This window comes from Rhizobium mesosinicum, assembly GCF_019511345.1.
Classification (GTDB): domain Bacteria; phylum Pseudomonadota; class Alphaproteobacteria; order Rhizobiales; family Rhizobiaceae; genus Rhizobium; species Rhizobium mesosinicum.
Window position 1 is genome coordinate 675,375 of record NZ_JAEUAK010000003.1, and the last position, 23,220, is coordinate 698,594.

Genomic DNA, 23,220 nt, shown 5'->3' on the forward strand with positions numbered 1-23,220 from the left:
ATGATTGATGGCGTTCACCTGCTGCCTAAGCGGCGGCGGTCGATAAATTCTGTTAAACCATTGGTAATGTTCAGATTTACGTTTTAAAATCGTGATATTTCATCAACGACCTTGCGTAGAGTTCGGAGTCGCGGAAGCTGTATTTGGCGTGACGTTTTGGTTTGACGTTGTTGATGGTGACGACGATGTCGGCATTGCGGGCGCTCCTGAGCTGCTGCAGGCAGAACTCGGCGGCGCGGCGGCTGGTCTTTGCCCATTGCACGACCATCAGCGTTCGCTCGGCAAGCGCCGTCAGATGCATCGTGTCGGCCGAGGCGAGTACCGGGGCGCTGTCGAAGATGACGATCTGGCCTCTGGCGCGGGCCATCTCGATGATCTCGGCCAGGTCGGCCGACCGCATGCGCCGCTGCAGACCGGGATTGCCGGCCGGGATGAAGTCGATGCCGCTCGGATGGTGATGGACGATGTCCTGAAGAGCTGCCTGCCCACTTAAGAACTCGTTCAGCCCCTGCGTCAGGCCGGACCTGAACAACGTGTCGAGACGTCCGCGCCGGATGTCGCTGTCGACGAGCAGCACCGGCGTGCCGTTGGCGGCGAGTTCGATTGCCAGCGATCCGGCCACCAGCGACTTGCCTTCGCCGCTATGGGCCGAGGTGACGGCAATACTGTTCGGCAGCTTTCCGCCGTTGGTCTGTTTGAGCGAGATCATGATGGTGCGGATCGCTTCGTCGAACATGCCGATCTGCGTTTGCCCGAACAGCCTTGAAGGGTCTCTGCGGTCCTTGCGTCGCAAGTGCGGGACGAAGCCGGCCGGCACGATGCGTGCGATTCCGGCGATCTGGTCGAAGCTGCGCACCGTCCTGTCCATCATCTCGACCACGAAGGCGGCCGTCACTGCAACCGAGATGGAAGCGAAGAAGGCGCCGATCAGATAGAACAGCCGGCTGCGTCCCTGCGGTGTGAGCGGCACTGCAGCCGGTGACAGGACCTCCAGTTCGGCGCCCGGCAGCATGGCCTGCCCGACAAGGCTCCGGCGCTGCTCCTCGAGCTTGTCGAGCGCCGTCTGCTCCTTGTCGGCGATGCGCTGCAGCCGCGTAAGCTCTGTCTGCGCCAGCGACGAGCGGGAGCGCTGCTCATAGGCGGCCGTCAGTGCCGATCGGACCGTGCGGTCCTCGTCATCCAGAGCGGTCAGCCTGGCGCGCATGGACTGCAGGTACCGGTCGACCGCCGTGCTGAGATCGGCGCGGGACTTGTCGATCTTTGCCCGCAGGTCGACCACGGCGGGAGCATCGCTGCCATAGATGTCGAGAAGGCGGGCAAGATCCTGCTGCTGGGTCCGCAGGTCGGCCTGCATCACGCCGATGCTGTCGGGAACGGCTTTGGTCTGAGCGGCAAGCGAAGGATCGTCGGCTGCTTCCAGCGCGGCAATCGTATCCTTGATGTCGGCGCGGCTTTGTCCGATCTTCGTCTGCCGGTCGCTCAATTCGACGATCGCCTTGATCTGTTCGCTCTGATCATCGTCGTTTTGAACGACCCCCGCCGTTTGCTGATAGGTGTCGGCGGCATCGCGGGCTGCCTTGGCGCGATCCTGCTGTTCGGCGATGCGCTGGCCGATCCATGCTTGCGCCGTGTCCAGGCTGGCGCGGATACTGTCCTTGCGTTCTTCGAGATAGATGCTGATGAGCCGGTTCGGGACGGCGGCTGCGAGTTGCGGATCGCCGGCCGTAAAGCCGACCTGGACGACGTCGCTCTGGCCGTCGCGCCAGACACTCAGCGCCTTGTAATAGGCCTGGATGACCGGCTCGACACTGTCTGCTGCCGGTTGCGACGACTGATCGCTGCTCATCAGGGCGCGCAAAGTTGCCCTGATCTCATCGACGACGGAGGCCTGGCGCAGGGCCGGGTTGAACTCCGGCCGCTCGTCGAGCCGCAAGTCGCGGATGACCCGCTCGGCCACGCTTCTCGACAGAAGCCGCTCGGTCTCGGAGGTGACGTTGAGCGGCGCATTGCCGCCGGCATCGCCGCTGTTCAGCGCGGTTGCCAGGGGCTTGTGGATCATTAGCCGGGATCCGGCATGATAGCTCGGCCTCAACCCCGAGATCAGCACGATCGAAGCCGCCATCAGCACCACCATCAGAGCAACGATCATCACCAGCCGCCGACGCAGCAAACGTAAACCAGACGTGAGATCAAACTCCTCCGATTTCATCTCCGTCTGAAATCGGGGTTCGTAATGGACCGCCGGGAGCGGCACGTTGCGGTCTGGCGGAAAAGTCGAAATTGTCATTGTGCGCTAACCTTTGCTTGAGGTTGCGCGGAGATGGTTTCGTAGAGTTTTTCCATCGACCGCATATATGCCTTCATACTGAAATGATTCAGATAATGCGCGCGCGCCCTGGTCGAGAGGCGGCTGCGGACATCTGGATCCGCAACCAGTCTAGCAAGGGCCGCTGCCAAGGCATCCTTGTCTCCGACAGGGACGAAGACACCGGTTTCACCGTCGGAGATGACCTCTTCGTGCGCCCCAACGCGTGTGGTGACAACAGCAAGCCCGTGGGAAAGCCCTTCGAGCACCGCCATCGCCAAGCCTTCGGCATGCGAGGGCAAGACCAGGATATCGGCGCGTGCACACAGCGCGCGCGCCTCGTCGGCGCCGAGCCATCCCGGCATCTCCACCAGACTTGAAAGCCCCATATCCGCAGCCTGGCGGCGATAATCTTCGACAGGCCCGTCTCCTGCTAGCACGGCGCGCCAGCGAAGCTTTTTCATGAGCGGATGGCTAAGGGCGAGCAGAAGTTCCGGAACGCCTTTGCGTTCGCTCAGCCGGCCGAGGAATATGATCAACGGCGGCTCGCCGGTACGAGTGTTGTGTGCCCCGGGATCGGGGACACAATTGTGAGCGATCACGAGGCGGCGCTCGTCAACGCCCAGACGTGTCGCAAGCGTCGCGCGGTCACGTTCACCCAGCGCCACGACGCAATCAGCACGTTGAAACATCCGGCGTATCAGCGATTGTTGACGCGGCGAGCGTGCAGCAAAATCGCCGGCATAATCGTAGTCATGTAGATGCAATATGTGAAAGCACCCGAGCAAATGGGCAGCCTCGGTCAAGATCAGCTTTCGGGAGGTGCTGCCGCGGCCCGCGACATGGATATGGTGAATGCGTTTCGGATCGACGACTCGATCCTTCGCCATCGTCAGGATGGCGACCAGCAGACGCAGAGGCGACGACGCGGCAGACCATCGAGGCCCTCTGGTGTCGGTGACTGCGTGTTCTGTCCCGCCTTCCTTCGCCGCGCTGGTCAGATAGCCGATCAGCCTGCCAATACCGCCGCCATTCTCGCAGCCACCTGGAACATAGTGGCGGACGCTTGTCGTATTCCGCACCTCCGACGGATGACCATCCATAAGTACCTTCATCAGCATGATCCGACCACCTCGCGATAAAGGGCGGCGGCCCGGGCGCCAACCTGGTCGGGCGAGTTCGGTCCTGTGGCCCATTCGAGTGCGTTGGCGCCGAGATTGTTTCTAAGATCGTTATTATCCACCAACGTACGGATCGCTTTCGCGAGCTCTTCCGCATTGTCAGGCGGAACCACCATTCCCAGTCCGTTGGGCTGAACGGTCGCTCGCAATTCGCCCACATCGGTTACGATCACAGGTTTGCCGAAGGCCGCAGCAAGGTTGAGCACGCCGCTCTGGGATGCTTCCGTGTAGGGAAGGACAACGATATCGGCATCGAGGAAGAGCTGGGCGACCTCCTCGTCTTCGATAAAACGGTTGCGAATGTCGTAGCGGCCAGCTTCACCCATGAGCGGCCGGAAGACCCAGGGATCATCGCCACGGCCTGCGACCGTAATATGCAGATTGGGGAGCACATCCTTAAGTATCGCCTCGGCACGGATCAGTTGCTTCAAACCCTTGTAAGCGAAAATTCGCCCAAAGAGCAGGACGCGCACAGTTCCGTCGGAGGAACGCCGCGCCATCTTTTGCCGCCGAGCGAGTTCCGCATAGCGATGGATGGCGGGATGCGACAGGACATGCACGCAGTCTGGAGATTTTGAATATCGATCGAGGACCATCCGCTTCAGTCCCTCGCCATGCACGACGACATGCCCCGACTGTCTGACCATTAATTCCGGCGCCCAGCCGGGCAGCGTACGCGTATCGGAATCGCCGGGATGCAGTTCCACATCATGAACGGTGGTCACGAGCGGAATCGGCCGCCAGAACGGCACGGCAAAATTCAACCACAGCGTGGTATTGCTCAAGAGATGAATGAGGTTCGGCTGCTCGTGCCGGATGAGGCGCGTGAGCTGATGTAGGAACCAGGGATTGGCAAGCGACCGGTGGCGTGGCCAGTCAAGAAGGTGAAGATCGACGGCGGGGTCGAACCAGGAAGCAAGATGAGCGTAGCGCCGGCGCGGGACGCCAAGGACGACCGGCATATGTCGCGCGACGCCGCTTGCGAAGGAAATGGTGTAGTCCTCCAGTTCGGAAACGAGCAGCAGCGCCTTCATTCCGCTGCCTCCGACAAGCCGATGTCTTGACCGGGGCGAGGGAGGTAATAAGCGCTACGCAGCGCGTCGCGGGTCCGCCGCAGCAAGTTTGGTTCTCCGGCGAAAAGCAGCCCTTCGACCGCAAGCTTGAGCCGGGTGCGCGCATTGACGCCATCCAAGCCTGCCGCTGCCATCTGGTAGGGATAGTGATCCGCCAGACTGAGCCTTGCCGGTAAATCGTGGAATGAGAGAAACCGGTTCGTCGCTTCGACGCTACGCTGCCAATGCGCCATTCGCCTTTTCAGCATGGAGACATCATCGATTGGCCGGTACCAGTTGTTGCTATGAATCCGATAGAATCCAAGTGAGTCCGGCAAGGCGGCAACGTCGCCCAGAAACGGATAGATGCCAGTGAGCCAAGCGTCCGCGGAGATGCGGAACTGTTCGGGAATCGGACCAGCAGCATCCCAAGCGCTGCGCCGTACGGAGATGGCCGACGTCATCGGGAAGGGCCACCAGCCTGCCGATTTCGTCAGCTGCGGCGACAGATCTCCCGAGCACAACGTCCGGGGAATCGGTTTGAGGGTCGGCGCGCCATCAATCGAAGTCGGCTGAAGTCGGTGGTAGACGAGCGAGGCCTCGGGGTGTGAGCGAAAAGTCGCCGCCGTCGCTGACAGCTTGCCGGGCGCCCACCAGTCGTCGGCGTCCAGAAAACAGAGGATGCCGCCGCTGCTGAACTTCACGGCCGTGTTGATCGCGGCCGCCTGTCCCGAGTTCTCCTGAACAATCACCCTGACGCGGCTGTCATAGGCTTCCAGAATGGAAAGCGACTCGTCGCTGGACCCGTCATCGACGACGATTATCTCGACGTCGGGAACCTCTTGGCCCAGGGCGCTGTCTATCGCACGTCCGACGAAGCGGCCGTAATTGTAATTGTTGATAAGGACGCTGATGCCCGGCCGCTCCATGACACCCCCCTCTCAAGCGGCTTGTTGCATGGCACCGTGGTGCAGCAACGTGATCATGATCGCGTCCGTAGGGACCTCCATGATGGTGTCCCTTTGCTTGACGGGGGTCTCGCTTGTAACTGGAGAGGTCGCCGCCACTAATGCCGGCGCGAGGGATATCTCCATCATGTAATGTGCAGAACCAGGTCCAGAACGCGAAACCATAGGAATCCCAACCCTCCAAGCTTCAACTACGAACAATCAGCCTGCGCCGGAATCATCGCCTCACGTCATCAGAAACTACCGCCCGGCCATGTCCTTCGCACTTGCATTCTTTTCCAAGCTACCGGTGAATGGGCACAGGTAACATCTGCTCTTATTGGCAATCCCCTTGACCCTGGCCGCCACCCTTTGGGGGAGGGGTCGCCAAAAGCGTAAGTACGATGCACTCCTCGGATAACGGGTACATGCCTTAGACGTAGATGCTGCCGGCCTATCTCGCCGGTGGTTGACGGAATCATGATCGCAAAAGACCAATAGAGAACGCCGGGCCGTTCGGCACCGCCGGCGGCTCAGCGCGCTGTCGGCATGACTGCGCGCCATTCTCGACGCTGCGCACTCGTGAAGTCGCAGGATTGTGGGCATTGAGATCAATCCCTGAAAGCCTCGCGAGGCTAGGCAGGCGCCCCGATGATCGGAGGAACGATGTTGTTGACGGCGAGTTGTGCCAGCACGTCGGCACTGAGCGTCCCTCGAACGCCGGGATGGCGATGGCGACCCTCTTCGGCATAGGAGTAGGTCTCCGCATCCGACGGACCGAAAGTCATGAAAACCGCGACACGGTCGGGCGTTCTGCCGAGCCGTCGAATGATCGATCGCGTCACGGTGAATGTCTTCTGAACGTCCAGGCGAAGCAATGGACCGATCCGCTCGAAGAATTTGCGAAGGCCCCTGTCAAGCAGTGTCGGCATTTGCCCAGCATGTTCGATCCGCACGTCGAAGATGATCGCGTCCCCCGCCCGCACTCCAAGGCCCTTCGCCGGCAGGCTCTGGACCAAGCCCTTGAGGTGGGATCTGGGCCGCACCTTCAAGGTGGCGGTCGAGTTTTCGTCCTGGTCCTGCAGGTAGAATGCGATCTTGTAGACCTTGAAGTTCTCGTCCGAGAAAATGCTTCCATCAGCACAGCGAGGATGGTGAGGAATGTCATTGTGCCACGACGATGTCGTGTTGATCATGAGATCGCATTCGCCTGTGAGAACGACATCGAGCGGTCGAGTAATTTCCTTGAGGCGGTTGAGGATCGTATCGGAAGTCATAAACCTGGCGACTTCGTCTACAACATACATTGCGTGAAGCTGAAATTTGCCGCCGTACAAATACTTGCCACCTGACCTCAGGTACTCTTTGGAAACACTCCGTAATCTCTCCACCTGCTCGGGCGTCAGGACATCCCTGATGACGACGTAGCCATCGGAGATCAAATCGTTCTGCAGCCGATTGGTCGTGCCGGGCGTCCTTGAAGATTCTCTGACCGGCATCCGTATTTCATCCGTTGAATTCACCTCTGTTGAATTCGCCATTGTCTTTCTCCCGGCTTTGTCGCGCTCAAACCTCCCCAGCTTTGGTTGCGCTAAAGCGACTGTCTTCTGCGGCAACGCGAAGGTCAAACCGCTCTTTTCGGGGTAACGCTTATCAAAAAGAGCAATCGTGCATACCCGGAAGGTGCCGCCTTACTTCGAATATCGTAATTCGTTCTATGAGGCGCGCAGAAATGTGAAGTCTTTCTACGTCCAATAGCTGGAGTTGAAAGTATGGAGGCATCGGACTTGCCAGCATACTCTTGCTACAGGTTCAGTTGGCAAAAGCGTAGATCATGAGAAATTCACCAGCAGACAGAAACCAAACCTCATCCCTTGATCCAAGGGACTCTCCGAAGTGGACGAATGTCCTTGGTGTTCGAGTTTCCGCGGTCAATCTCAAAAGCGCGACCGGACTTATCGAAAAGGCGATTGAAGAGGGCAGGAAAGAGTATGTCTGCGTTCGCGACGCGCACGGCGTCGTGCGGTGTCAAAAAGATTCCAAGCTTCGGTCCATCCATAACCTGGCGTTCCTCGTCACTCCTGACGGTATGCCGTTGGTATGGGCACTGAAACGCGCCGGTCATGCGGAAAGCGACAGGGTCTACGGACCGGATCTCATGTTAGCCGTTTTCGGCGCCGGCATCTCCAAAGGCTTGCGGCACTTCCTTTATGGAGCAACAGCCGAAACGCTCGAGCAGCTGCGGACGCGTCTTCTCGAAAAATTTCCGCAGGCACGGATCGTTGGGTCCTATGCACCGCCTTTCCGCCAACTATCGATGCAGGAGGAAGCGGATATTGCCGACCGCCTCAATCGGTCGGGTGCCGATATCGTCTGGGTGGGGCTGAGCAGCCCCAAGCAGGAACTCTGGATGGCGCGTATGCGCGATTGTCTGGAGGCGCCAATGCTCATCGGTGTCGGCGCTGCTTTCGATTTTCACGCCGGCCTCAAGCGGCAGGCGCCGAGGGCCATTCAAAGAAGCGGCTTCGAATGGGCGTTTCGTCTTCTATGCGAGCCGCGACGGCTGTGGCGGCGCTATGCGCTCGTCGTGCCGACCTTCATCTCCCTGACTGCCTTCCAGAGACTGGGGCTTCGGAAGTTTCCGATCGAAGACGCCGTTTCTGGGTCGGGTGCGTCGGGACAAAGGCCGTAGAGGAGTAAAAGCATCATGTCCTCATTTGCGCCGTCAGCAATGACAGCAGCCCCGTCGAAAGCATCCACCACAAATGACATTGCGTCGCGAGCAATTTCGGCAGGTTCCGTTCCGCCCATAGCAGCTAAGACTGCCGGTCCGTTAGGGCAGTCAGGGCTGATTATGCCGGCTTCGTTACGACGCCGGCTTCCTCGGCTTGCAACCTCGTCATTGATGATTGCCGGGGATATCGGAAGCTATCTGATTACCTATTTTGCTCTCCTGACTTTTCTTCCCAGTGGCCCGGAGGGCGCGGTAGTAGAGCGCGCTTTCATCCTCGCAGCAGTGGCTGCGATCGTTCTTTATGCATCGGCCGGCCTCTATCCCGGGTATCGGCTGCACGACCACGAACATCTGCGGCGGCGCACCATAGCCGCCGTCAAAGTGGCTGCCCTAACGGCATTCGGAGCAGTCATCTTACCGGAAGGGGAACGACTGCTGCTTGCCATCATTGGCTTCCTCGGCCTTGGGCTGATTGTTCAGCCGGTCATGCATTGGCTCGCAAGAGGCCTGTGCAGGAGACTCGGAATCTGGGGGGAGCGCGCAGTCATCATAGGGGGACGGAATCTCATTCCCGGGCTCATGGCGCATTTTAGGGACCACTGGCAGTATGGCATCAGGCCGGAGCCCTTTTCCCAGGACATGTTTGAAGCATCGTCTGAGGGGGGGGCATCCATTGCCCTGATTGCGGGGGACATCGGCTCGCTTATCCCCGATCTGGCGGCGATGCGCCGGAAATTCGCCGAAGTCGTTCTTCTGTCCGATACGCCGAGCCTCAAGGTTACCGGATTGCGGCCAGCGGATGTCGGCGGAGAGATCGGTATTCGCATCACCACCGGTGGCAGTTCGGTCAACACGGATCTGGTTCGCCGGGGCCTCGATCTCGCAATCGCCATTCCCGCAACGATCGTGGTTGCGCCCTTCATCGCGATTGCAGCAGCCGCAATCTATGCCATCGATCCAGGCCCCGTCTTCTTCCGGCATACTCGGGAAGGACTGTCCGGCAAGCCGGTGCACGTCCTGAAATTGAGGACGATGTACCAAGATGCAGAACAGCGCCTCGAAGCGTTGTTCGCAGAAAACCCTGCCATGCGAGCCGAATGGTTGAGCCACTTCAAGCTCAAGGACGATCCGCGCGTCCTGCCGGTTATCGGACAGCTCCTGCGCTCTTCGAGCTTCGACGAGCTCCCGCAGCTGGCGAACATTATTGCAGGCGAGATGGCGATCGTCGGCCCGCGTCCGTTTCCGGAATACCACCTGCTCGCGATGGACGGTGAATTTCGAGACAAGCGTCGTTCCGTAACGCCGGGGCTCACGGGCCTTTGGCAGATATCGGAACGAAGCAACGCGGATATCGAACTGCAGCAGCAACTCGACGAGTTCTACATAGACAATCGGTCCTTGTGGTTCGACTGCCAGATTCTTCTCAGCACGATCCCTGCAGTCTTCAAACGCAGGGGAGCCTACTGACCATCCTCTTTTCACGAGGCAATCATCAACAACGGAGCACACCAATGCACGGACAAAAGCGAATTATGGTAACAGGCGGCACCGGGTTTCTCGGATCCTTCCTGTGCGAAAGACTCTTGCGAGAAGGCAATGACGTTCTCGCCGTGGACAATTATTACACCGGCTCTCGCGACAACGTGCTGCATCTTCTCGACGACCCACGCTTCGAAATCCTTCGCCACGACATTACCTTTCCGCTTTATGTGGAGGTCGACGAGATCTACAACCTCGCTTGTCCGGCATCTCCGGTCCACTATCAGATCGATCCCGTTCAGACGGTCAAAACCAACGTGCACGGGGCCATCAATATGCTTGGTCTCGCCAAACGAACAAAGGCGAAGATCTTCCAGGCATCCACCAGCGAAGTCTACGGCGATCCGGTGGTTCATCCGCAGCCCGAGGAATATCGGGGCAGCGTTAATCCCATCGGCCCGCGGGCATGCTATGACGAAGGCAAGCGCTGCGCCGAAACATTGTTCTTCGACTACCATCGTCAATATGGCGTGGAAATCCGCGTGGCGCGGATCTTCAATACCTACGGGCCGCGCATGCAGACCAATGACGGCCGGGTCGTCTCCAACTTCATCGTTCAGGCGCTTCGAAACGAGCCGATCACCATCTTTGGAAATGGCACGCAAACGCGTTCGTTCTGCTATGTGGACGATCTGATCGAGGGTTTCATCCGCCTGATGGCTGCGCCGGCCGGCGTGACGGGTCCGATCAATCTCGGCAATCCAGGAGAATTCCAGGTCCGGGAACTGGCCGAGATGGTCATCGAAATGACGGGGTCGAAATCAAGCATCGTTTACAAGCCCCTGCCCATCGACGACCCGACGCAGCGTAAGCCGGACATCAGCCGTGCAAAGCAAGATCTGGGCTGGCAACCGACAGTGAATCTGCGTGAAGGGCTCGATAAGACGATCGCCTATTTCGAGTGGAAGCTGTCTGGCAGAGCCAGGAGCGTATCTGGCGTCCGGTCTCCGGAAACGGCCTACACCCCTCAGCCTGCTCCGGCCGTCGGCCTTCCTGTTCAGCAAGCCGTATCGATCGGGCCGTGAATAGCACCGTCGATCATTACAGGGCGAAGCTCGGTTTCGAGGGATGGTGCCGGAAACATGAATGTGCATAGCATACCAACAGGAACCGCCCCCGTGGGGCCAAAACAGCAGCTGGGGCCGATCGTCTTTGCGGTCGATGCGGCCTACGCTGTTCCCCTGGCGACTGCTCTCAGATCGGCCGCCGAGAACAACAGAGACGCATGGCCCTTGGATATCCATGTTATTCATGAAGGAATCGGCGAGGAAACGAAGCGACGGATCTTTGATTCTCTGCCCGCAAACTCTGCGGTCATCCAGTGGCACCCGATAGGCACCCTGTCCTTCGCGAGCGGATTTTCCACACGCCCTGGCGTCTCGAAAATGACCTTCGCAAGAATTCTCCTGCCGCAGTTCCTGCCGGAGACCTGCAACCGAGCTTTATATCTGGACGGCGACATCCTCGTGCTCGGTGCGCTTGAACGCTTGTGGAACATCGATCTGGGCGAGGCAGTAATCGGCGCTGTTTCGGATTACTGGTTGGACAATGTGGTGAGCAACGGACCGAGGGCAGGCGGCCTTCGGGTCGAACGCTATTTCAACGCCGGCGTTCTCCTTATCGACCTGGCAAAATGGCGAGCCGAGAAAATATCGGAACGATCTCTGGAGTATCTCGATCGCTTTCCGACCACGGAATATTCAGATCAGGATGCACTCAACGTCGCCTGTGACGGAAAGTGGAAAATCCTCGACCGTGCCTGGAATTTTCAGTTCGAGCCGACGCAGGTCATCGCCCGTCTCGCGCTGGAGCAGAAGCTCGCGATCGCTCATTTCGTGACCAACGTGAAGCCCTGGAAATCAGGTAGCTTGAGCCCGAACGCCGCATTCTACGATACGTTTCGATGCCGGACCCGTTTTGCGCTCACGCCGCGGCAGCGCGTTCAAAGTGGCTTGAAGCGGGCAGGCTCCCGGCTGCTTGCCCGATCCGCCTTGTTGAGAGCTGTATGGTCCTGCACCAAAACGGCCATGCGAGCGCCCACGGCTTAACGTCTGCGCGAGTGAAGCGGAAAGCGAGGAACCTATAAGAGCAGAACGATGCCGAGTTCGGGTTTCTTGAAATTCCCTGAAGGAACGATTGCCTGCGGAGGAACGAGTTTGCAACGTGTTGATGTCGTAATTCCCTGCTACAACTACGCTCATTTCCTGCAGGAATGTGTTGAAAGCGTTCTTTCGCAAGCCGGCGTCGATGTGCGCGTGCTCATTCTGGATGACTGTTCGCCGGATAATACGCCGGAAGTCGGATCAGCTTTGGCATCCCGGGACGAACGGGTCACCTATCGCCGGCATACCGCAAACAAGGGTCACATCGCCACCTACAATGAGGGCATCGAGTGGGCGGGCGGCGACCTGTTCCTGCTTCTCTCAGCGGATGATTATCTCTTGCCGGGTGCGCTGGGCCGCTCGGCAGAGCTGATGCGCAATAACCCGGATGTGGGGTTCACGTTCGGGAACGCGCTCATAGCCGAGCCACACGGCATCATAACCAAGCGCGTCGACCCTCTTGGCAATAAGAGTGTGCCCCCCAAGCAGGTCCTGACTGGACCGCAATTCATGCGGTTGAGCGGAGCAAACAACCTGGTTCCGACACCGACGGCTGTCGTGAGGACGGCGCTGCAAAAACAGGTCGGCGGCTATCATAAGGAACTCCCGCATACCGGTGATATGGAGATGTGGCTGCGCCTCGCATCACATGCCGGAGTGGGCTATATCAACGAGGATCAAGCAGTATATCGGCGGCATTCCTCGAATATGTCTCTTCAATACTATGGGAAAAGTATTCTTCCTGACCTCCGGCAAAGAAAACAAGCTTTCGATATCCTGTTTCGCCAGGGTGCAGCCAACCTCAGGAAAGATGAGAAACTAAGACGCTTTCTTGCCAGAGATCTCGGGAAGGAGGCGCTTCGAATGGCCGGCATGGCGTTCAATAACTTCGACGTCGCTACCGCCGCGGCCATTCAGCGCTTTGCCTTGGAGGTTTCTCCCGAGGTGCGGAATTCGTTGCCCTGGATCAAGCTCGTCTGCAAGCAAACCATCGGGCCGAAATACTGGTATGCCTTGAATTCTATAGGGCGACGAGTTGCAGGATGAACGGACAGGGTCGGGTCGCTCATCCATCGAAGATCGGTCGGAATGCGATCGTCTCGCCGTCAAGGCGCTAAGACGTGCTGCCAATTTTCGAGTGAGCGACAAAGAGGGTCCAAAGTGCAGCGCTTTCAAATAACGCCGGGAGCGCATTTGCGCTCCCGGGGTGACTTGGGCAAGAACGGACAAGAAGGGATCTGCCCCAACAACGGCCTCAGCACGGCGTCCTATTCGCGCTCGCGCCTGAAATACCACTCTGGAACAGGTCGTTGAGCTTGAATACAACTTCCGTCCTATTCGTTGCTTTGACCTTCTTCATAATGTTGCGAACATGGACCTTTACCGTGCTTTCTCGCAGATTGAGCTCGTAGGCAATGATCTTGTTTGCCTTTCCGCGTCGAAGTGCTTCTACGACCTCGGCTTGACGATCCGTAAAGATGCCGGCCAACGGACGAGCGGTGGTGTTGCTGGATTCCAGAAGGTGACGCATGGCAAACAGCGTGCTTGCGGGCACAAAAACCCCACCCGCCACTGACAATGCGATCAGTTCCATGCAAACGCTGATACTGACCGAAGCAGGTATGTAGCCCTTGGCCCCGTATTCGATTGCCCTGACGATTTGGCTGAAATCATCGCTGTCAGCCAATATGATGACTGGTATCGCTCCGAATTCCGAAGCAAGACTCCTGATCTGCCCCGCAACGGCGGGTTCATCGATCTTCTTGCCGCCGATGTTCAAGAGGATTGCCGAAAGCGGCGGATATTCGTCGCATCTCCGCTTCCATTCCTCAACACTTTCGAATGCCAGTATAAGTAAATCCGTCTTGTAGGCGGCCATGCACTGCGCAAGGCATTGCCTGTCGAGTTCACGGTTGTCGAGGATCACCAAAGAGTGGCTTGGCCTCGACTGTAAGCTCAATCCGGTAGAGTTATTCTCTACCTTGAGTGGAAGAGCTGTTTTCTCCTGCCTGAAGTCTAAATTTGGTACAAGCGCTGAATTCACTGCGTCATCCTCCCCAGCCGAGTTTCCCTACGCCATAACAACAACCGAACACTCAAGCCCTTCAGATATGAGGGTTTGGCAGCACTAAAGTAGGAATTGAATACCACAGTTCCTGTTATCTTAAACTAGCTAATATAGGCTAAAGGAGCAGATTAGTTCCATCGTAAGGTGTAAATAGGACGTAATTCTTGGTATAACTTATGCGATACTACGTCATCCGCGCAGTGGTTGATTGCGTTGTTCTTCGGTTACGGACGCGATTGCTAAATGCATGAAAATAATGCGCACCCTCGACGCACGATCGGGGCAGCCCCGAGCCTATTCCCCCACCAATGTTGATTGTTAGCTATGAACATCGGCGTACATCGTCATGGGTAGATACGTCTTTAGGCGGAGGCGGTTAGACGTTTTGTTTCTTTACTCCAATCACGAAAACAATTCTCTTTGACCGGAAAGAAATATTTGTTTTTCGAGATGAAATATTGGGCGCAATCATCTGATTGGCTGTTTCATCTAGGAATCAGGGTGTGTTGAGAGCGTAAGGGGTGCAGGCGTATGATTGCATCAAACGTAAAGCTGGATGACAGCAGCGTCATCCATCATCGAGATCTTGTAAATCTCTATGGCTGCACGATCGGCGCGGGAACGCGCATCGGCACTTTCGTTGAAATCCAGAAAAACGTCCTCGTCGGGAAGGACTGCAAAATCTCCAGCCATTCCTTCATCTGCGAAGGCGTGACGCTGGAAGACGGCGTTTTTGTCGGTCACGGGGTCATGTTCACCAATGACACCTACCCGCGCGCCGTCAACGCCGATGGCAGGCTGCAGACCGAAGCAGACTGGATCGTTCTCCCCACGCTGGTCAAGCGTCACGCGTCGATCGGCAGCAATGCGACCATTCTGCCTGGCGTAACCATCGGAGAGGCTGCGCAGATTGGAGCGGGGGCGGTTGTAACGAAGGATGTGCCTGCGGGCGCCATCGTTGCCGGCGTTCCGGCCAGGATTATCGGTCGCGTTCACGACCGGTCGGTCAACATGCAGGCGTTGGGAGGAATGCGATGATCGGCATTGCGGTTGTTGGATATGGCTATTGGGGTCCGAATCTGGTTCGCAACATATCGGAAGCGGCAGGCGCGCAGCTCATTTCAGTCTGTGATCTCAATGTCGAACGGTTGGCGGCAGTAAAATGCCGCTACCCCGCAGTGACGATCACCGATGATTTCGAGGAAGTCCTGCGCGATCCGAGAGTGGATGCCATCGCTATCGCGACGCCGGTCTTTACCCATTTCAAGCTCGCCATGCAGGCTATGATGGCCGGAAAGCATGTCTTCGTCGAAAAGCCGATGGCATCGACGACGGAGGAAGCCTCGCGGATGGTCGAAGAGGCCGCGCGCCGACGCCTCGTGCTGGCCGTGGATCATACCTTCGTCCACACCGGCGCCGTCCGCAAGATGCGCGAACTGGTCGAAAGCGGCTTGGGCGACATGTATTATTATGACTCAGTCCGGGTCAATCTGGGGCTTTTCCAGCATGATGTCAGCGTCATCTGGGATCTCGCGGTGCACGATTTATCGATCCTGGACCATGTCGTGCAGGAAAGGCCGGTGGCGGTTTCGGCGACCGGCATGAGCCACGTCCTCGGCGAGCCGGAAAACATCGCCTATCTGACGCTCTTCTTCGAGAGCAAGCTCATCGCGCATATCCACGTCAATTGGCTGGCACCGGTCAAGGTGCGCCGCACGCTGATCGGTGGCAGCAACAAGATGGTCGTCTACGACGATCTGGAGCCCAGCGAGAAAATCAAAGTCTACGACAAGGGCATCACGCTGAACCCGAATTCTCAGGCCTATGGTGAGAAGGTGCATCAGATGATGGTCGGCTACCGCAGTGGTGACATGTGGGCACCCAAGCTCGATATGACCGAAGCATTGAAGCGTGAACTGGATCAGTTCGTCGAGTGCATCGAGCAGAATTCGCGGCCGATTACGGACGGCCATGCCGGGCTGCGTGTCGTGCGCATTCTTGAAGCCGCAAGCCGGTCGCTCGCCCAGCGCGGCCGTGTCATCGAACTCGAAGAGGCGAGGCGCATTGCATGATCCCCTTCCTGGACCTCAAAGCACAGTATCAGTCGATCAAAAACGAAATCGACGCCGCGGTGCTCGGCGTGCTCGCCTCAGGGCAATATATACTGGGCGAGGAGGTTGTCCGCCTCGAGCAGGAGTTCGCTGACTATTGCAACGTCAAGCATGCGATCGCCGTCAATACCGGGACGAGTGCTTTGCATCTGTCCCTTCTTGCAGCGGGTGTCGGCCCCGGCGATGAAGTCATCACCGTGCCATTCACCTTTGTCGCGACGGTGTCGGCGATCTGCTACACAGGCGCACGACCTGTATTCGTCGATGTCGAGCCCGCGACGCTCACAATGGATGCGGCCCAGCTCGAGGCGAAGATTACGTCCCGGACGAAGGCCATTATTCCTGTTCATCTCTACGGGCAGATGGCCGATATGGACGCGATAAAGGCGGTTGCCGACCATCACCGTATACCGGTCATCGAGGACGCCTGCCAGGCGCATGGTGCTCGCTACAAGGGCGCTCGTGCCGGCAGCATCGGTTCATCGGGCTGCTTCAGCTTCTATCCGGGCAAAAATCTCGGCGCCTGCGGTGAGGGAGGTATCGTCGTGACGAACAGCGACGATCACGCCAAGACGATGCGCATGCTGCGCGACTGGGGTCAGGAGCAGCGCTATCACCATCTGTTGAAGGGCTTCAACTACCGCATGGACGCCATTCAAGGCGCTATCCTTCGCATGAAACTTCGGCATCTCGAAGACTGGACCGAAGCACGTCGGATGCATGGCCGGCGCTACACCTCGCTGCTTGCGGGAGCAGGGCATTTGAAGACGCCTGTGGAGGCAGCTGAGCGGCGCCACGTCTACCACGTCTATGCCATCAGAAGCCGCGATCGCGATGCGCTTCAGCGCGTGCTTACTGCGGAAGGCATTCAGTCCGGGCTGCACTATCCGATCCCCGTCCATCTGCAGAAGGCCCATGCCGACCTTGGTTACCAACTCGGTGATTTCCCAGTCTCGGAAGCCGCGGCGCGGGAGGTCCTCTCGCTGCCGATCTATCCGGAGATGCCCGCGTGGCACGTCGATCAGGTGGCCGCTACGCTGGAATACGCCTATGTCAGCTAGTCGTGCAGGTGAGGCTCGCATCGTGCAGGCGGTCCATGGCCGTCACGAAAGGCTGGCGGACCCTGCCTACCAAGCCGGGCTGACCGAAGAACTCAAGCAATCTTATGGACGCGCTGGCCTTATCGAACTCTACGGTCGCTTTGCGATGGGCGACGGCGTCGTCGACACCCTGATGCGGAAAGCCATCTGGCAAGCGATCGCGCGCAGCTGCGGCACGGGACTGCAGGTCGCAGGCGGTGCCGGTTTCAAACATCCGGAAACTTTCGAAATCGGCAACGGCGTGTTCATCGGCGCCCAGGCCTATATCCAGGGGCGCTTCGACGGCACTTGCGTGATCGGCGACAATGTCTGGATCGGCCCGATGGCCTATTTCGACGCGCGCGACCTGGTGATCGAGGATTCTGTCGGCTGGGGGCCTGGCGCCAAGGTGCTTGGCTCCGCCCATACGGCACTGCCGGTCGATGTGCCGATCATCCGCACGGATCTGGAAATCAAGCCGGTCCGAATCGGCGCATGGGCAGATATCGGCACGAACGCGACAATTCTTCCCGGCGTCAGCATCGGGAAGGGGGCAATCGTCGGAGCAGGCGCAGTCGTCGTCTCCGATGTCGAACCGTTTTCGGTCGTCGCCGGTGTGCCGGCGAAATTCATACGCTGGCGCACGGAAGCCGATCCTGTGCTGGATATATCGCGTGGAGGAAGATCGTGAGAAATCAACGGGTGCTCATTACCGGTGGAGCCGGCCTGATCGGGTCGCATATTGCCGACCTCGTCGCATTGGAAAAACCGCGTGAGATCATCATCCTCGATAACTTCGTGCGCGGACGCAGGGACAATCTCAGCACGGCAATAGCCGGCGGAGCCGTTAACATCATCGAGGGAGATATCCGCGACAGAGCGCTGCTCGCAAAAACCTTCGAGGGCGTCGACATCGTCTTTCATCAGGCGGCCATCCGTATCACGCAATGCGCGGAAGATCCGCGGCTCGCCTTCGATGTTCTGGCCGAGGGCACGTTCAATGTCCTCGAAGCCGCCGTCAAGGCAGGCGTGTCGAAGGTCGTCGCGGCTTCCTCGGCCTCTGTGCTGGGTTTGGCCGAGAGCTTTCCAACCACTGAAGCGCATCATCCCTATAATAACAGGACGATCTACGGCGCGGCGAAAACATTCAACGAGGGGCTGCTTCGCAGCTTCGCTGACATGTACGGCCTGCGCTATGTGGCATTGCGCTATTTCAACGTCTACGGCCCCCGAATGGATGTCTACGGCGCTTATACCGAAGTGCTGATCCGTTGGATGGAGCGTCTGGCGGCCGGAATGCCGCCTCTCGTCTACGGAGACGGTAGTCAGACGATGGACTTCGTTGATGCACGCGACATCGCCCGTGCAAACCTGCTTGCAGCGAAGAGCGACGTTACCGACGAGGTGTTCAACGTCGCCAGTGGCAGGGAAATAAGCCTCCTGGAGCTCGCGCAGATGCTGAGCAGCATCATGGGAGTTTCACTCGAGCCGCAGCACAAAGAGGCACGTGCGGTCAACGGTGTAACCCGCCGTCTTGCAGACATCAGCAAAGCCGAGAAGCTTCTGGGCTTCAAAGCGGAAATATCGATGGAGCAAGGGCTTCGCGACCTTGTGGCCTGGTGGCAGATGAAGACTGCCGCAGCGGGAGGCCAAGCTGCATGAGCCCGTCGCCATCTACAATTCCGGTCGCCAAGCCTGTTCTTGGAGAGGAGGAGGCCGAGGCTGCACGCCGCGTTATTCTGTCAGGATGGGTTACGCAGGGGCCGGAAGTCGCCGCTTTCGAGAGCGAATTTGCCGCCTTTGTCGGTGCGGCGCATGCCTGCGCCGTCTCCAACTGCACGACTGCGCTGCATCTCGCTCTGAAGGCAGTCGGTGTCGGTGCCGGCGATGAAGTTATCACCGTCAGCCATTCGTTCATCGCAACCGCGAATGCCGTTCGCTACTGCGATGGAGTGCCTGTTTTTGTCGACATCGAGGCGGACGGTTACAATATCGACGCCAGCCTGATCGAAGCGGCAATCACGCCCCGCACCAAAGCAATTCTCTGCGTGCATCAGCTCGGCATGCCCTGCGATCTCCGCTCGATCGTGGAGATCGGCAGGCGCCATCAGATACCGGTTATCGAAGATGCGGCCTGCGCGACGGGGAGCGAAATCCTCTGGGATGGACGCTGGGAAAAGATCGGCAAAGCGCATGGCGACATTGCCTGCTTCTCCTTCCATCCCCGTAAGGTCGTCACGACGGGCGATGGCGGCATGTTGACCACCGCCAATCCCGAATATGACCGGAAGTTCCGGCTGTGGCGTCAGCATGGCATGAGCATCACGGATACTGTCCGTCACGGCTCGAAACAGGTGATCTTCGAAGACTATGACGAGTTGGGTTATAACTACCGTATGACCGATCTCCAGGCCGCTGTCGGACGCGAACAGTTGCGGCGGCTGCCGGAGCTGATTGCGCAGCGCAGGCTGCTTGCCGAGCAGTATTGCGAACGCCTGTCGACGATACCCGGATTGTCGTTGCCGGTCGAACCGCGTTGGGCTCGCAGCAACTGGCAGAGCTTCTGTGTAAGACTGCCCGATACCGTCGACCAGCGCGCCGTCATGCAAATCTTGCTCGATCAGGGGATCTCGACGCGGCGCGGGGTGATGAACATTCATCTGGAGGGCGCCTACTCCGACAACAGTTCTCACCGCGCTGCCACGAGCCTGATGCAAAGTGTGTCAGCGCAGCAGCAAACGATCATCCTGCCGCTCTATGCCCAGATGACGGCAGCCGATATGGAAAGGGTCGTTGAGGCGCTTCGCGAGACCCTTTCGGTAGTTGCTACCGAGCCCTCCGGCGTGCGACGCGTCATGGACGTCGCTCTCGTCTGATTACGGTATCTGCTCGATCGGAACATTTGCATCCGAAAACAATGCGCGCATCGGGCGATGTGCGCATTGTTCGTTATGCGGATTTCGCGATCCATCCACGAATGACTGACGGCACGGATTCCGGCGGAAGCAGGTCCATCAGCATACGCAGCGAATAGAGCCCGCAGACTGCTACGGCAACGAAGCCAATTGCTGTCGCCGGCCAGAGTGGCAGGACCGCGAAGGTCAGGAATACCAGTGCCGACGCGGGCAGGAAAAGCAGTGCGTGTCTATGATTGGCGGCCGACCAGCGAAAGCCGGTCAGACGCCGCACGATCACATAGACCAGGATGCTGTGCCAGACGTAGAGACCGAAAAACGCCATGCCGGCCCCTGGCGTGCCGAGCAGCGATACGAAGAGCCAGGCGAGACCCACATGCACGACTGCTGCCGCTACCTCCGTCCAGAAGAAAATCGTCTGAGTGCGTTTCGCGACGACAATGAAGCCCATTGGCCAGGAAATAATCCGAAGCATCATTCCAAGGCAGATCCAGCGCAAAAGATCGACGGCCCCCTGAAACTCTGGGGAATAGAACAAGCTCATCATCAGTGGCGCCAGGGTCAGCGTGGCCAGCAGGCCGGGGCCGGCCAGCAGCATGCTGATTTCCGCCTGTTCATTGACCAGGCGATTACATTCCGCATTGTTGTTCGCTGCTGCGGTCAGGCGCGGATAGAAATCCGTTCCCATCGCCTGCAGGATGAAGCCGGCGTAGAGGCCGCCAAGGCCCCAGGCCGCCTGATACAACCCCGCCGCCATGACGCCTCCCTCCTTCAGCACGATGAGGCGGATGGCGTAGGCTGCACCGAAGGTCAGAAGCCCGCTTGCCATGAAGACAAAGCCGAGCCTGAGCAGCGCCGATACTTCCCGGCCGAACTGGCGCGCGGGCATGGGCGAAGGATGCGGGCAGATGCGCCGGCTGTACCACCAGGTCGGCAGGATTGAGGCAGCCGCGATCACCACAAGGGACGGTGCGATCGCCTGCATGCCGAACAGATAGATCAACGGGATGCTGACCGCCGTGCCGAAAAGCCCGGCAAGCACGTTGATGCGGGCAAGATCTGCAATGCCCCGCAGGCCTTGGATCAATGCCGTCTGCCCCGCAGAAACCAGTCGGCAGAAGATTGCCAGCGATAACAATGCAATGCCACCGGCATGTTGGTAGCCGCCAAAAGTGAAATTCGAGACCGGGAATGCCAGCGCGGCGAGCAGGAGCGCACCAAGCAATGCGAGCACCATCGATATGCGTCTGAGCACCGTCGCCGATCGTGCGATCCTTTCTGCGTCATCGGTGCCCGCAGCTTCGGCGATCTGGCGCACTCCGCTGCTTCCGACCCCAAGCCCGGCAATGGCCTGCGCGATATCGAGGATTGACCCGTAAAGGCCCATAAGCCCGACGCCCTCCGGCCCCAGCAGAACGGCCATGGCCTTGTTTCTGATAATGCTGAGTGCGACATTCACGAGCGAAGAGCCGCCCATCAGTATCGTCGACTTGAGGATCTGGGTGTAAGTCTGGCTGCTGGGTGGGGTCATGTGCAAAGTCATCAGGTACCCCTAGCCGTTTATCCCGTGATGGTGCTCGGCCGTCCGCAGAGAGCTTGGCTGTGGGACGTGCGTTTCGCGTCTCACCGGCTCACCTGAGTCATATGCGCCTCTGTCTGGGCAGGCAGCCCACCGGCGTCCTCGGACGCCGCTTCGGCGATGCGGGCTTGAGTTACTCTGACCACGTCACCTGGTGCCAGTTCCGTTGCTTCGGATGCCTGGAATTCTGCGACCTGTCCGTTGTCGCGCCGGCTCACGGTGAAGGTCAGCGGAAGCTCTTCACCGCGCTCATTCACGTTGCCGCTGCTGGCGAGTTCTTCAAGAAGCAGTTGTTGCGTCGTGTCGCGCTTTAATCTCAGCTGATCGAGATTGGCCTTCTCCGACTGCACTTCGGAAGCGACTTCATTCCGACGGGTGTCCGAAAGTCCCTCGAGATTGCGCGTCGTCTCGTTGATCGCTTGACGCCCTCGCATGATCGCTGTGACAAGATCCAGCTTGTCAGACCGGTAGGTGTTGAGCAACCGTTCGAGATCCATCTGGCGCGAGGTGATCGTGAGGCCTTTCTCGACCAGCGTCTTGACGCTGACCAGCTGTTCCTCGACGGACCGGATATTGTCATCCGAGCCTTTCAGCTTCTCCTCAAGCGCATCGATCTCCGCCTTCAGGAGATCGCGCAATTCGACGAGCGCCGTCGACTGCCTTTCCAGCGCACTTGCGCGAGCCTGAAATATGACCCTCTCCTCGTCATAGATACTGGCCGCATATTGCTGGTCGGCGGCGGGCGGCCGCTCGAAGGTTATCTCCTTCGCTCCAGCCATCTCCGCTTGAAGCCGCGCGAGCTTTGCGGAGCTGCGCAGCAGTGAATAGTCGATTTCCCGCAGGTCTCCGGCAAGCGTGATCGTCTGCGATCGTTGCCGTGCCGCCGGCCGCAGCGGGCCGCCGCTCATGGCCAGGGATTGCAGGACGCTGAGGCCAGAGCGAAACTTGTATTCTCCTGGCGTAGTTACGTCCCCCACGACGAAAATGGACGGATAGTCGAGAACGTCGATCGTGACTGCAGGTGTCTGCGCCAAACCCATCTTTTCCTGCAGGCGCTTGGCGATTTCCCGAGTAAGGCCGGCATTGTCGAGATTTCCAATGGACAGCGGTCCCAGAAAGGGCAAGGAGACTGTGCTTTCATTCGAAATGGTATATTCGCCGCCGATCGCATCCCACCGCTCAAACTCACCCTTGGATGGCATCCATTGGACAACCGTCAGGCGGATTTTCGTTTGCGGAGCAAAGGGCGTGCCGTCGGCGAGAGCTGGCGGCGCAATGCCGGTGAGAAGGACGAGTGCACTGATGGCAAACGTCGCACGAAGGAACATGTGAGGAACGCGGTACGAAAGCTTCATATACATGTCCAGCCTGCAAAGCATCCTTAATTGGATACAGCTTTAATGCCTTAGACGCTGCGCGCACGCCGGACACCGGGTCCGAGGCCGCGACACCAGTGTGCAGCCTGGCGAAGCCTTGAGGAAGATGAAGGCCGGATGCTTGGCCTCATCACTATGGATGAGATGGGGTAGGGTGCTTCAACCCAAATCGATCTCCGGCATATTTCCTCGGCTCACGAATGGCCGTTGGACGCGGAGGGGTTAAGCTTCC

19 protein-coding genes are annotated in these 23,220 nt (G+C 58.7%); 11 read left to right on the forward strand and 8 right to left on the reverse strand.

From position 1 onward, the window contains the following. Nucleotides 1-76 precede the first annotated feature (76 nt). The 5 genes from JNB85_RS10690 to JNB85_RS10710 all read right to left on the reverse strand — a co-directional run bounded on the left by JNB85_RS10690 (nt 77) and on the right by JNB85_RS10710 (nt 7,026). Nucleotides 77-2,287 carry a GumC family protein gene (locus JNB85_RS10690; protein WP_220334298.1) on the reverse strand — a complete coding sequence of 737 codons (2,211 nt, stop codon included), beginning with the start codon at nt 2,285-2,287 and terminating at the stop codon, nt 77-79. Beyond that, a complete protein-coding gene (locus tag JNB85_RS10695) occupies nt 2,284-3,426 on the reverse strand; it encodes a glycosyltransferase family 4 protein (protein WP_220334299.1) in 1,143 nt (380 codons plus the stop codon). The genes JNB85_RS10690 and JNB85_RS10695 overlap by 4 nt, the downstream gene beginning before the upstream one ends. Continuing rightward, nucleotides 3,420-4,520, reverse strand: a complete 1,101-nt coding sequence (locus JNB85_RS10700) for a glycosyltransferase family 4 protein (RefSeq protein WP_220334300.1) — start codon at nt 4,518-4,520, stop codon at nt 3,420-3,422. Before JNB85_RS10700 ends, JNB85_RS10695 begins: the two co-directional genes overlap by 7 nt. Continuing rightward, nucleotides 4,517-5,467 carry a glycosyltransferase family 2 protein gene (locus JNB85_RS10705; RefSeq protein WP_220334301.1) on the reverse strand — a complete coding sequence of 317 codons (951 nt, stop codon included), beginning with the start codon at nt 5,465-5,467 and terminating at the stop codon, nt 4,517-4,519. The genes JNB85_RS10700 and JNB85_RS10705 overlap by 4 nt, the downstream gene beginning before the upstream one ends. A 653-nt stretch (nt 5,468-6,120) precedes the next feature. Next, complete coding sequence (locus JNB85_RS10710; RefSeq protein ID WP_220334302.1) at nt 6,121-7,026, reverse strand: phytanoyl-CoA dioxygenase family protein; 906 nt, start codon at nt 7,024-7,026, stop codon at nt 6,121-6,123. Nucleotides 7,027-7,319: 293 nt separating this feature from the next. Here JNB85_RS10710 and JNB85_RS10715 point away from each other — a divergent pair, with 293 nt between their 5' ends. From JNB85_RS10715 to JNB85_RS10735, 5 genes are all read left to right on the forward strand, one after another. Further along, nucleotides 7,320-8,177 (forward strand): WecB/TagA/CpsF family glycosyltransferase, encoded by an 858-nt coding sequence (locus JNB85_RS10715; RefSeq protein ID WP_220334303.1) that lies wholly within the window; start codon nt 7,320-7,322, stop codon nt 8,175-8,177. A gap of 15 nt (nt 8,178-8,192) precedes the next feature. Further along, entirely contained in the window at nt 8,193-9,686 is a 1,494-nt protein-coding gene (locus tag JNB85_RS10720; protein WP_220334304.1) for a sugar transferase, read from the forward strand. Nucleotides 9,687-9,730: 44 nt separating this feature from the next. After that, complete coding sequence (locus JNB85_RS10725; RefSeq protein WP_220334305.1) at nt 9,731-10,783, forward strand: UDP-glucuronic acid decarboxylase family protein; 1,053 nt, start codon at nt 9,731-9,733, stop codon at nt 10,781-10,783. A 57-nt stretch (nt 10,784-10,840) separates the two neighbouring features. Beyond that, complete coding sequence (locus tag JNB85_RS10730; RefSeq protein WP_220334306.1) at nt 10,841-11,806, forward strand: glycosyltransferase family 8 protein; 966 nt, start codon at nt 10,841-10,843, stop codon at nt 11,804-11,806. Between the two features lie 108 nt (nt 11,807-11,914). Then, nucleotides 11,915-12,907 carry a glycosyltransferase family 2 protein gene (locus JNB85_RS10735; protein ID WP_220334372.1) on the forward strand — a complete coding sequence of 331 codons (993 nt, stop codon included), beginning with the start codon at nt 11,915-11,917 and terminating at the stop codon, nt 12,905-12,907. A gap of 208 nt (nt 12,908-13,115) precedes the next feature. Here JNB85_RS10735 and JNB85_RS10740 read toward each other — a convergent pair whose 3' ends face one another. Further along, on the reverse strand, nt 13,116-13,904 hold the full coding sequence (locus JNB85_RS10740) for a response regulator transcription factor (protein WP_220334307.1): 789 nt from the start codon (nt 13,902-13,904) through the stop codon (nt 13,116-13,118). Between the two features lie 555 nt (nt 13,905-14,459). Between JNB85_RS10740 and JNB85_RS10745 the strand changes: the two genes are divergently transcribed. Genes JNB85_RS10745 through JNB85_RS10770 form a run of 6 tightly spaced genes read left to right on the forward strand, consistent with a single transcriptional unit; the run spans nt 14,460 to nt 19,994 of the window. Then, the gene (locus tag JNB85_RS10745) at nt 14,460-14,966 is read left to right on the forward strand and encodes an acyltransferase (RefSeq protein WP_220334308.1); all 507 of its coding nucleotides are present in this window, start codon (nt 14,460-14,462) and stop codon (nt 14,964-14,966) included. Then, on the forward strand, nt 14,963-16,000 hold the full coding sequence (locus tag JNB85_RS10750; protein ID WP_220334309.1) for a Gfo/Idh/MocA family protein: 1,038 nt from the start codon (nt 14,963-14,965) through the stop codon (nt 15,998-16,000). Before JNB85_RS10745 ends, JNB85_RS10750 begins: the two co-directional genes overlap by 4 nt. Next, nucleotides 15,997-17,100: a DegT/DnrJ/EryC1/StrS family aminotransferase gene (locus JNB85_RS10755; protein WP_220334310.1), complete on the forward strand. Its 1,104-nt coding sequence runs from the start codon at nt 15,997-15,999 to the stop codon at nt 17,098-17,100. Before JNB85_RS10750 ends, JNB85_RS10755 begins: the two co-directional genes overlap by 4 nt. Next, nucleotides 17,090-17,809: an acyltransferase gene (locus JNB85_RS10760; protein ID WP_220334311.1), complete on the forward strand. Its 720-nt coding sequence runs from the start codon at nt 17,090-17,092 to the stop codon at nt 17,807-17,809. The genes JNB85_RS10755 and JNB85_RS10760 overlap by 11 nt, the downstream gene beginning before the upstream one ends. Next, entirely contained in the window at nt 17,806-18,780 is a 975-nt protein-coding gene (locus tag JNB85_RS10765) for an NAD-dependent epimerase/dehydratase family protein (RefSeq protein ID WP_220334312.1), read from the forward strand. Before JNB85_RS10760 ends, JNB85_RS10765 begins: the two co-directional genes overlap by 4 nt. Continuing rightward, nucleotides 18,777-19,994, forward strand: coding sequence for a DegT/DnrJ/EryC1/StrS family aminotransferase (locus tag JNB85_RS10770; protein WP_220334313.1), 1,218 nt, complete (start codon nt 18,777-18,779; stop codon nt 19,992-19,994). Before JNB85_RS10765 ends, JNB85_RS10770 begins: the two co-directional genes overlap by 4 nt. A gap of 73 nt (nt 19,995-20,067) precedes the next feature. Here JNB85_RS10770 and JNB85_RS10775 read toward each other — a convergent pair whose 3' ends face one another. Both JNB85_RS10775 and JNB85_RS10780 read right to left on the reverse strand, forming a co-directional pair. Next, nucleotides 20,068-21,576, reverse strand: coding sequence for an O-antigen translocase (locus JNB85_RS10775; RefSeq protein ID WP_220334314.1), 1,509 nt, complete (start codon nt 21,574-21,576; stop codon nt 20,068-20,070). An 80-nt stretch (nt 21,577-21,656) separates the two neighbouring features. After that, the gene (locus tag JNB85_RS10780; protein WP_220334315.1) at nt 21,657-22,967 is read right to left on the reverse strand and encodes an SLBB domain-containing protein; all 1,311 of its coding nucleotides are present in this window, start codon (nt 22,965-22,967) and stop codon (nt 21,657-21,659) included. Between the last annotated feature and the right edge of the window lie 253 nt (nt 22,968-23,220).

Coding starts and splice junctions, on each gene's coding strand:
- JNB85_RS10690 (WP_220334298.1), bottom strand. CDS start 2,287: ATGACAATTTCGACTTTTCCGCCAGACCGCAACGTGCCGCTCCCGGCG.
- JNB85_RS10695 (WP_220334299.1), bottom strand. CDS start 3,426: ATGCTGATGAAGGTACTTATGGATGGTCATCCGTCGGAGGTGCGGAAT.
- JNB85_RS10700 (WP_220334300.1), bottom strand. CDS start 4,520: ATGAAGGCGCTGCTGCTCGTTTCCGAACTGGAGGACTACACCATTTCC.
- JNB85_RS10705 (WP_220334301.1), bottom strand. CDS start 5,467: ATGGAGCGGCCGGGCATCAGCGTCCTTATCAACAATTACAATTACGGC.
- JNB85_RS10710 (WP_220334302.1), bottom strand. CDS start 7,026: ATGGCGAATTCAACAGAGGTGAATTCAACGGATGAAATACGGATGCCG.
- JNB85_RS10715 (WP_220334303.1), top strand. CDS start 7,320: ATGAGAAATTCACCAGCAGACAGAAACCAAACCTCATCCCTTGATCCA.
- JNB85_RS10720 (WP_220334304.1), top strand. CDS start 8,193: ATGTCCTCATTTGCGCCGTCAGCAATGACAGCAGCCCCGTCGAAAGCA.
- JNB85_RS10725 (WP_220334305.1), top strand. CDS start 9,731: ATGCACGGACAAAAGCGAATTATGGTAACAGGCGGCACCGGGTTTCTC.
- JNB85_RS10730 (WP_220334306.1), top strand. CDS start 10,841: ATGAATGTGCATAGCATACCAACAGGAACCGCCCCCGTGGGGCCAAAA.
- JNB85_RS10745 (WP_220334308.1), top strand. CDS start 14,460: ATGATTGCATCAAACGTAAAGCTGGATGACAGCAGCGTCATCCATCAT.
- JNB85_RS10750 (WP_220334309.1), top strand. CDS start 14,963: ATGATCGGCATTGCGGTTGTTGGATATGGCTATTGGGGTCCGAATCTG.
- JNB85_RS10755 (WP_220334310.1), top strand. CDS start 15,997: ATGATCCCCTTCCTGGACCTCAAAGCACAGTATCAGTCGATCAAAAAC.
- JNB85_RS10760 (WP_220334311.1), top strand. CDS start 17,090: ATGTCAGCTAGTCGTGCAGGTGAGGCTCGCATCGTGCAGGCGGTCCAT.
- JNB85_RS10770 (WP_220334313.1), top strand. CDS start 18,777: ATGAGCCCGTCGCCATCTACAATTCCGGTCGCCAAGCCTGTTCTTGGA.
- JNB85_RS10775 (WP_220334314.1), bottom strand. CDS start 21,576: ATGACTTTGCACATGACCCCACCCAGCAGCCAGACTTACACCCAGATC.
- JNB85_RS10780 (WP_220334315.1), bottom strand. CDS start 22,967: ATGAAGCTTTCGTACCGCGTTCCTCACATGTTCCTTCGTGCGACGTTT.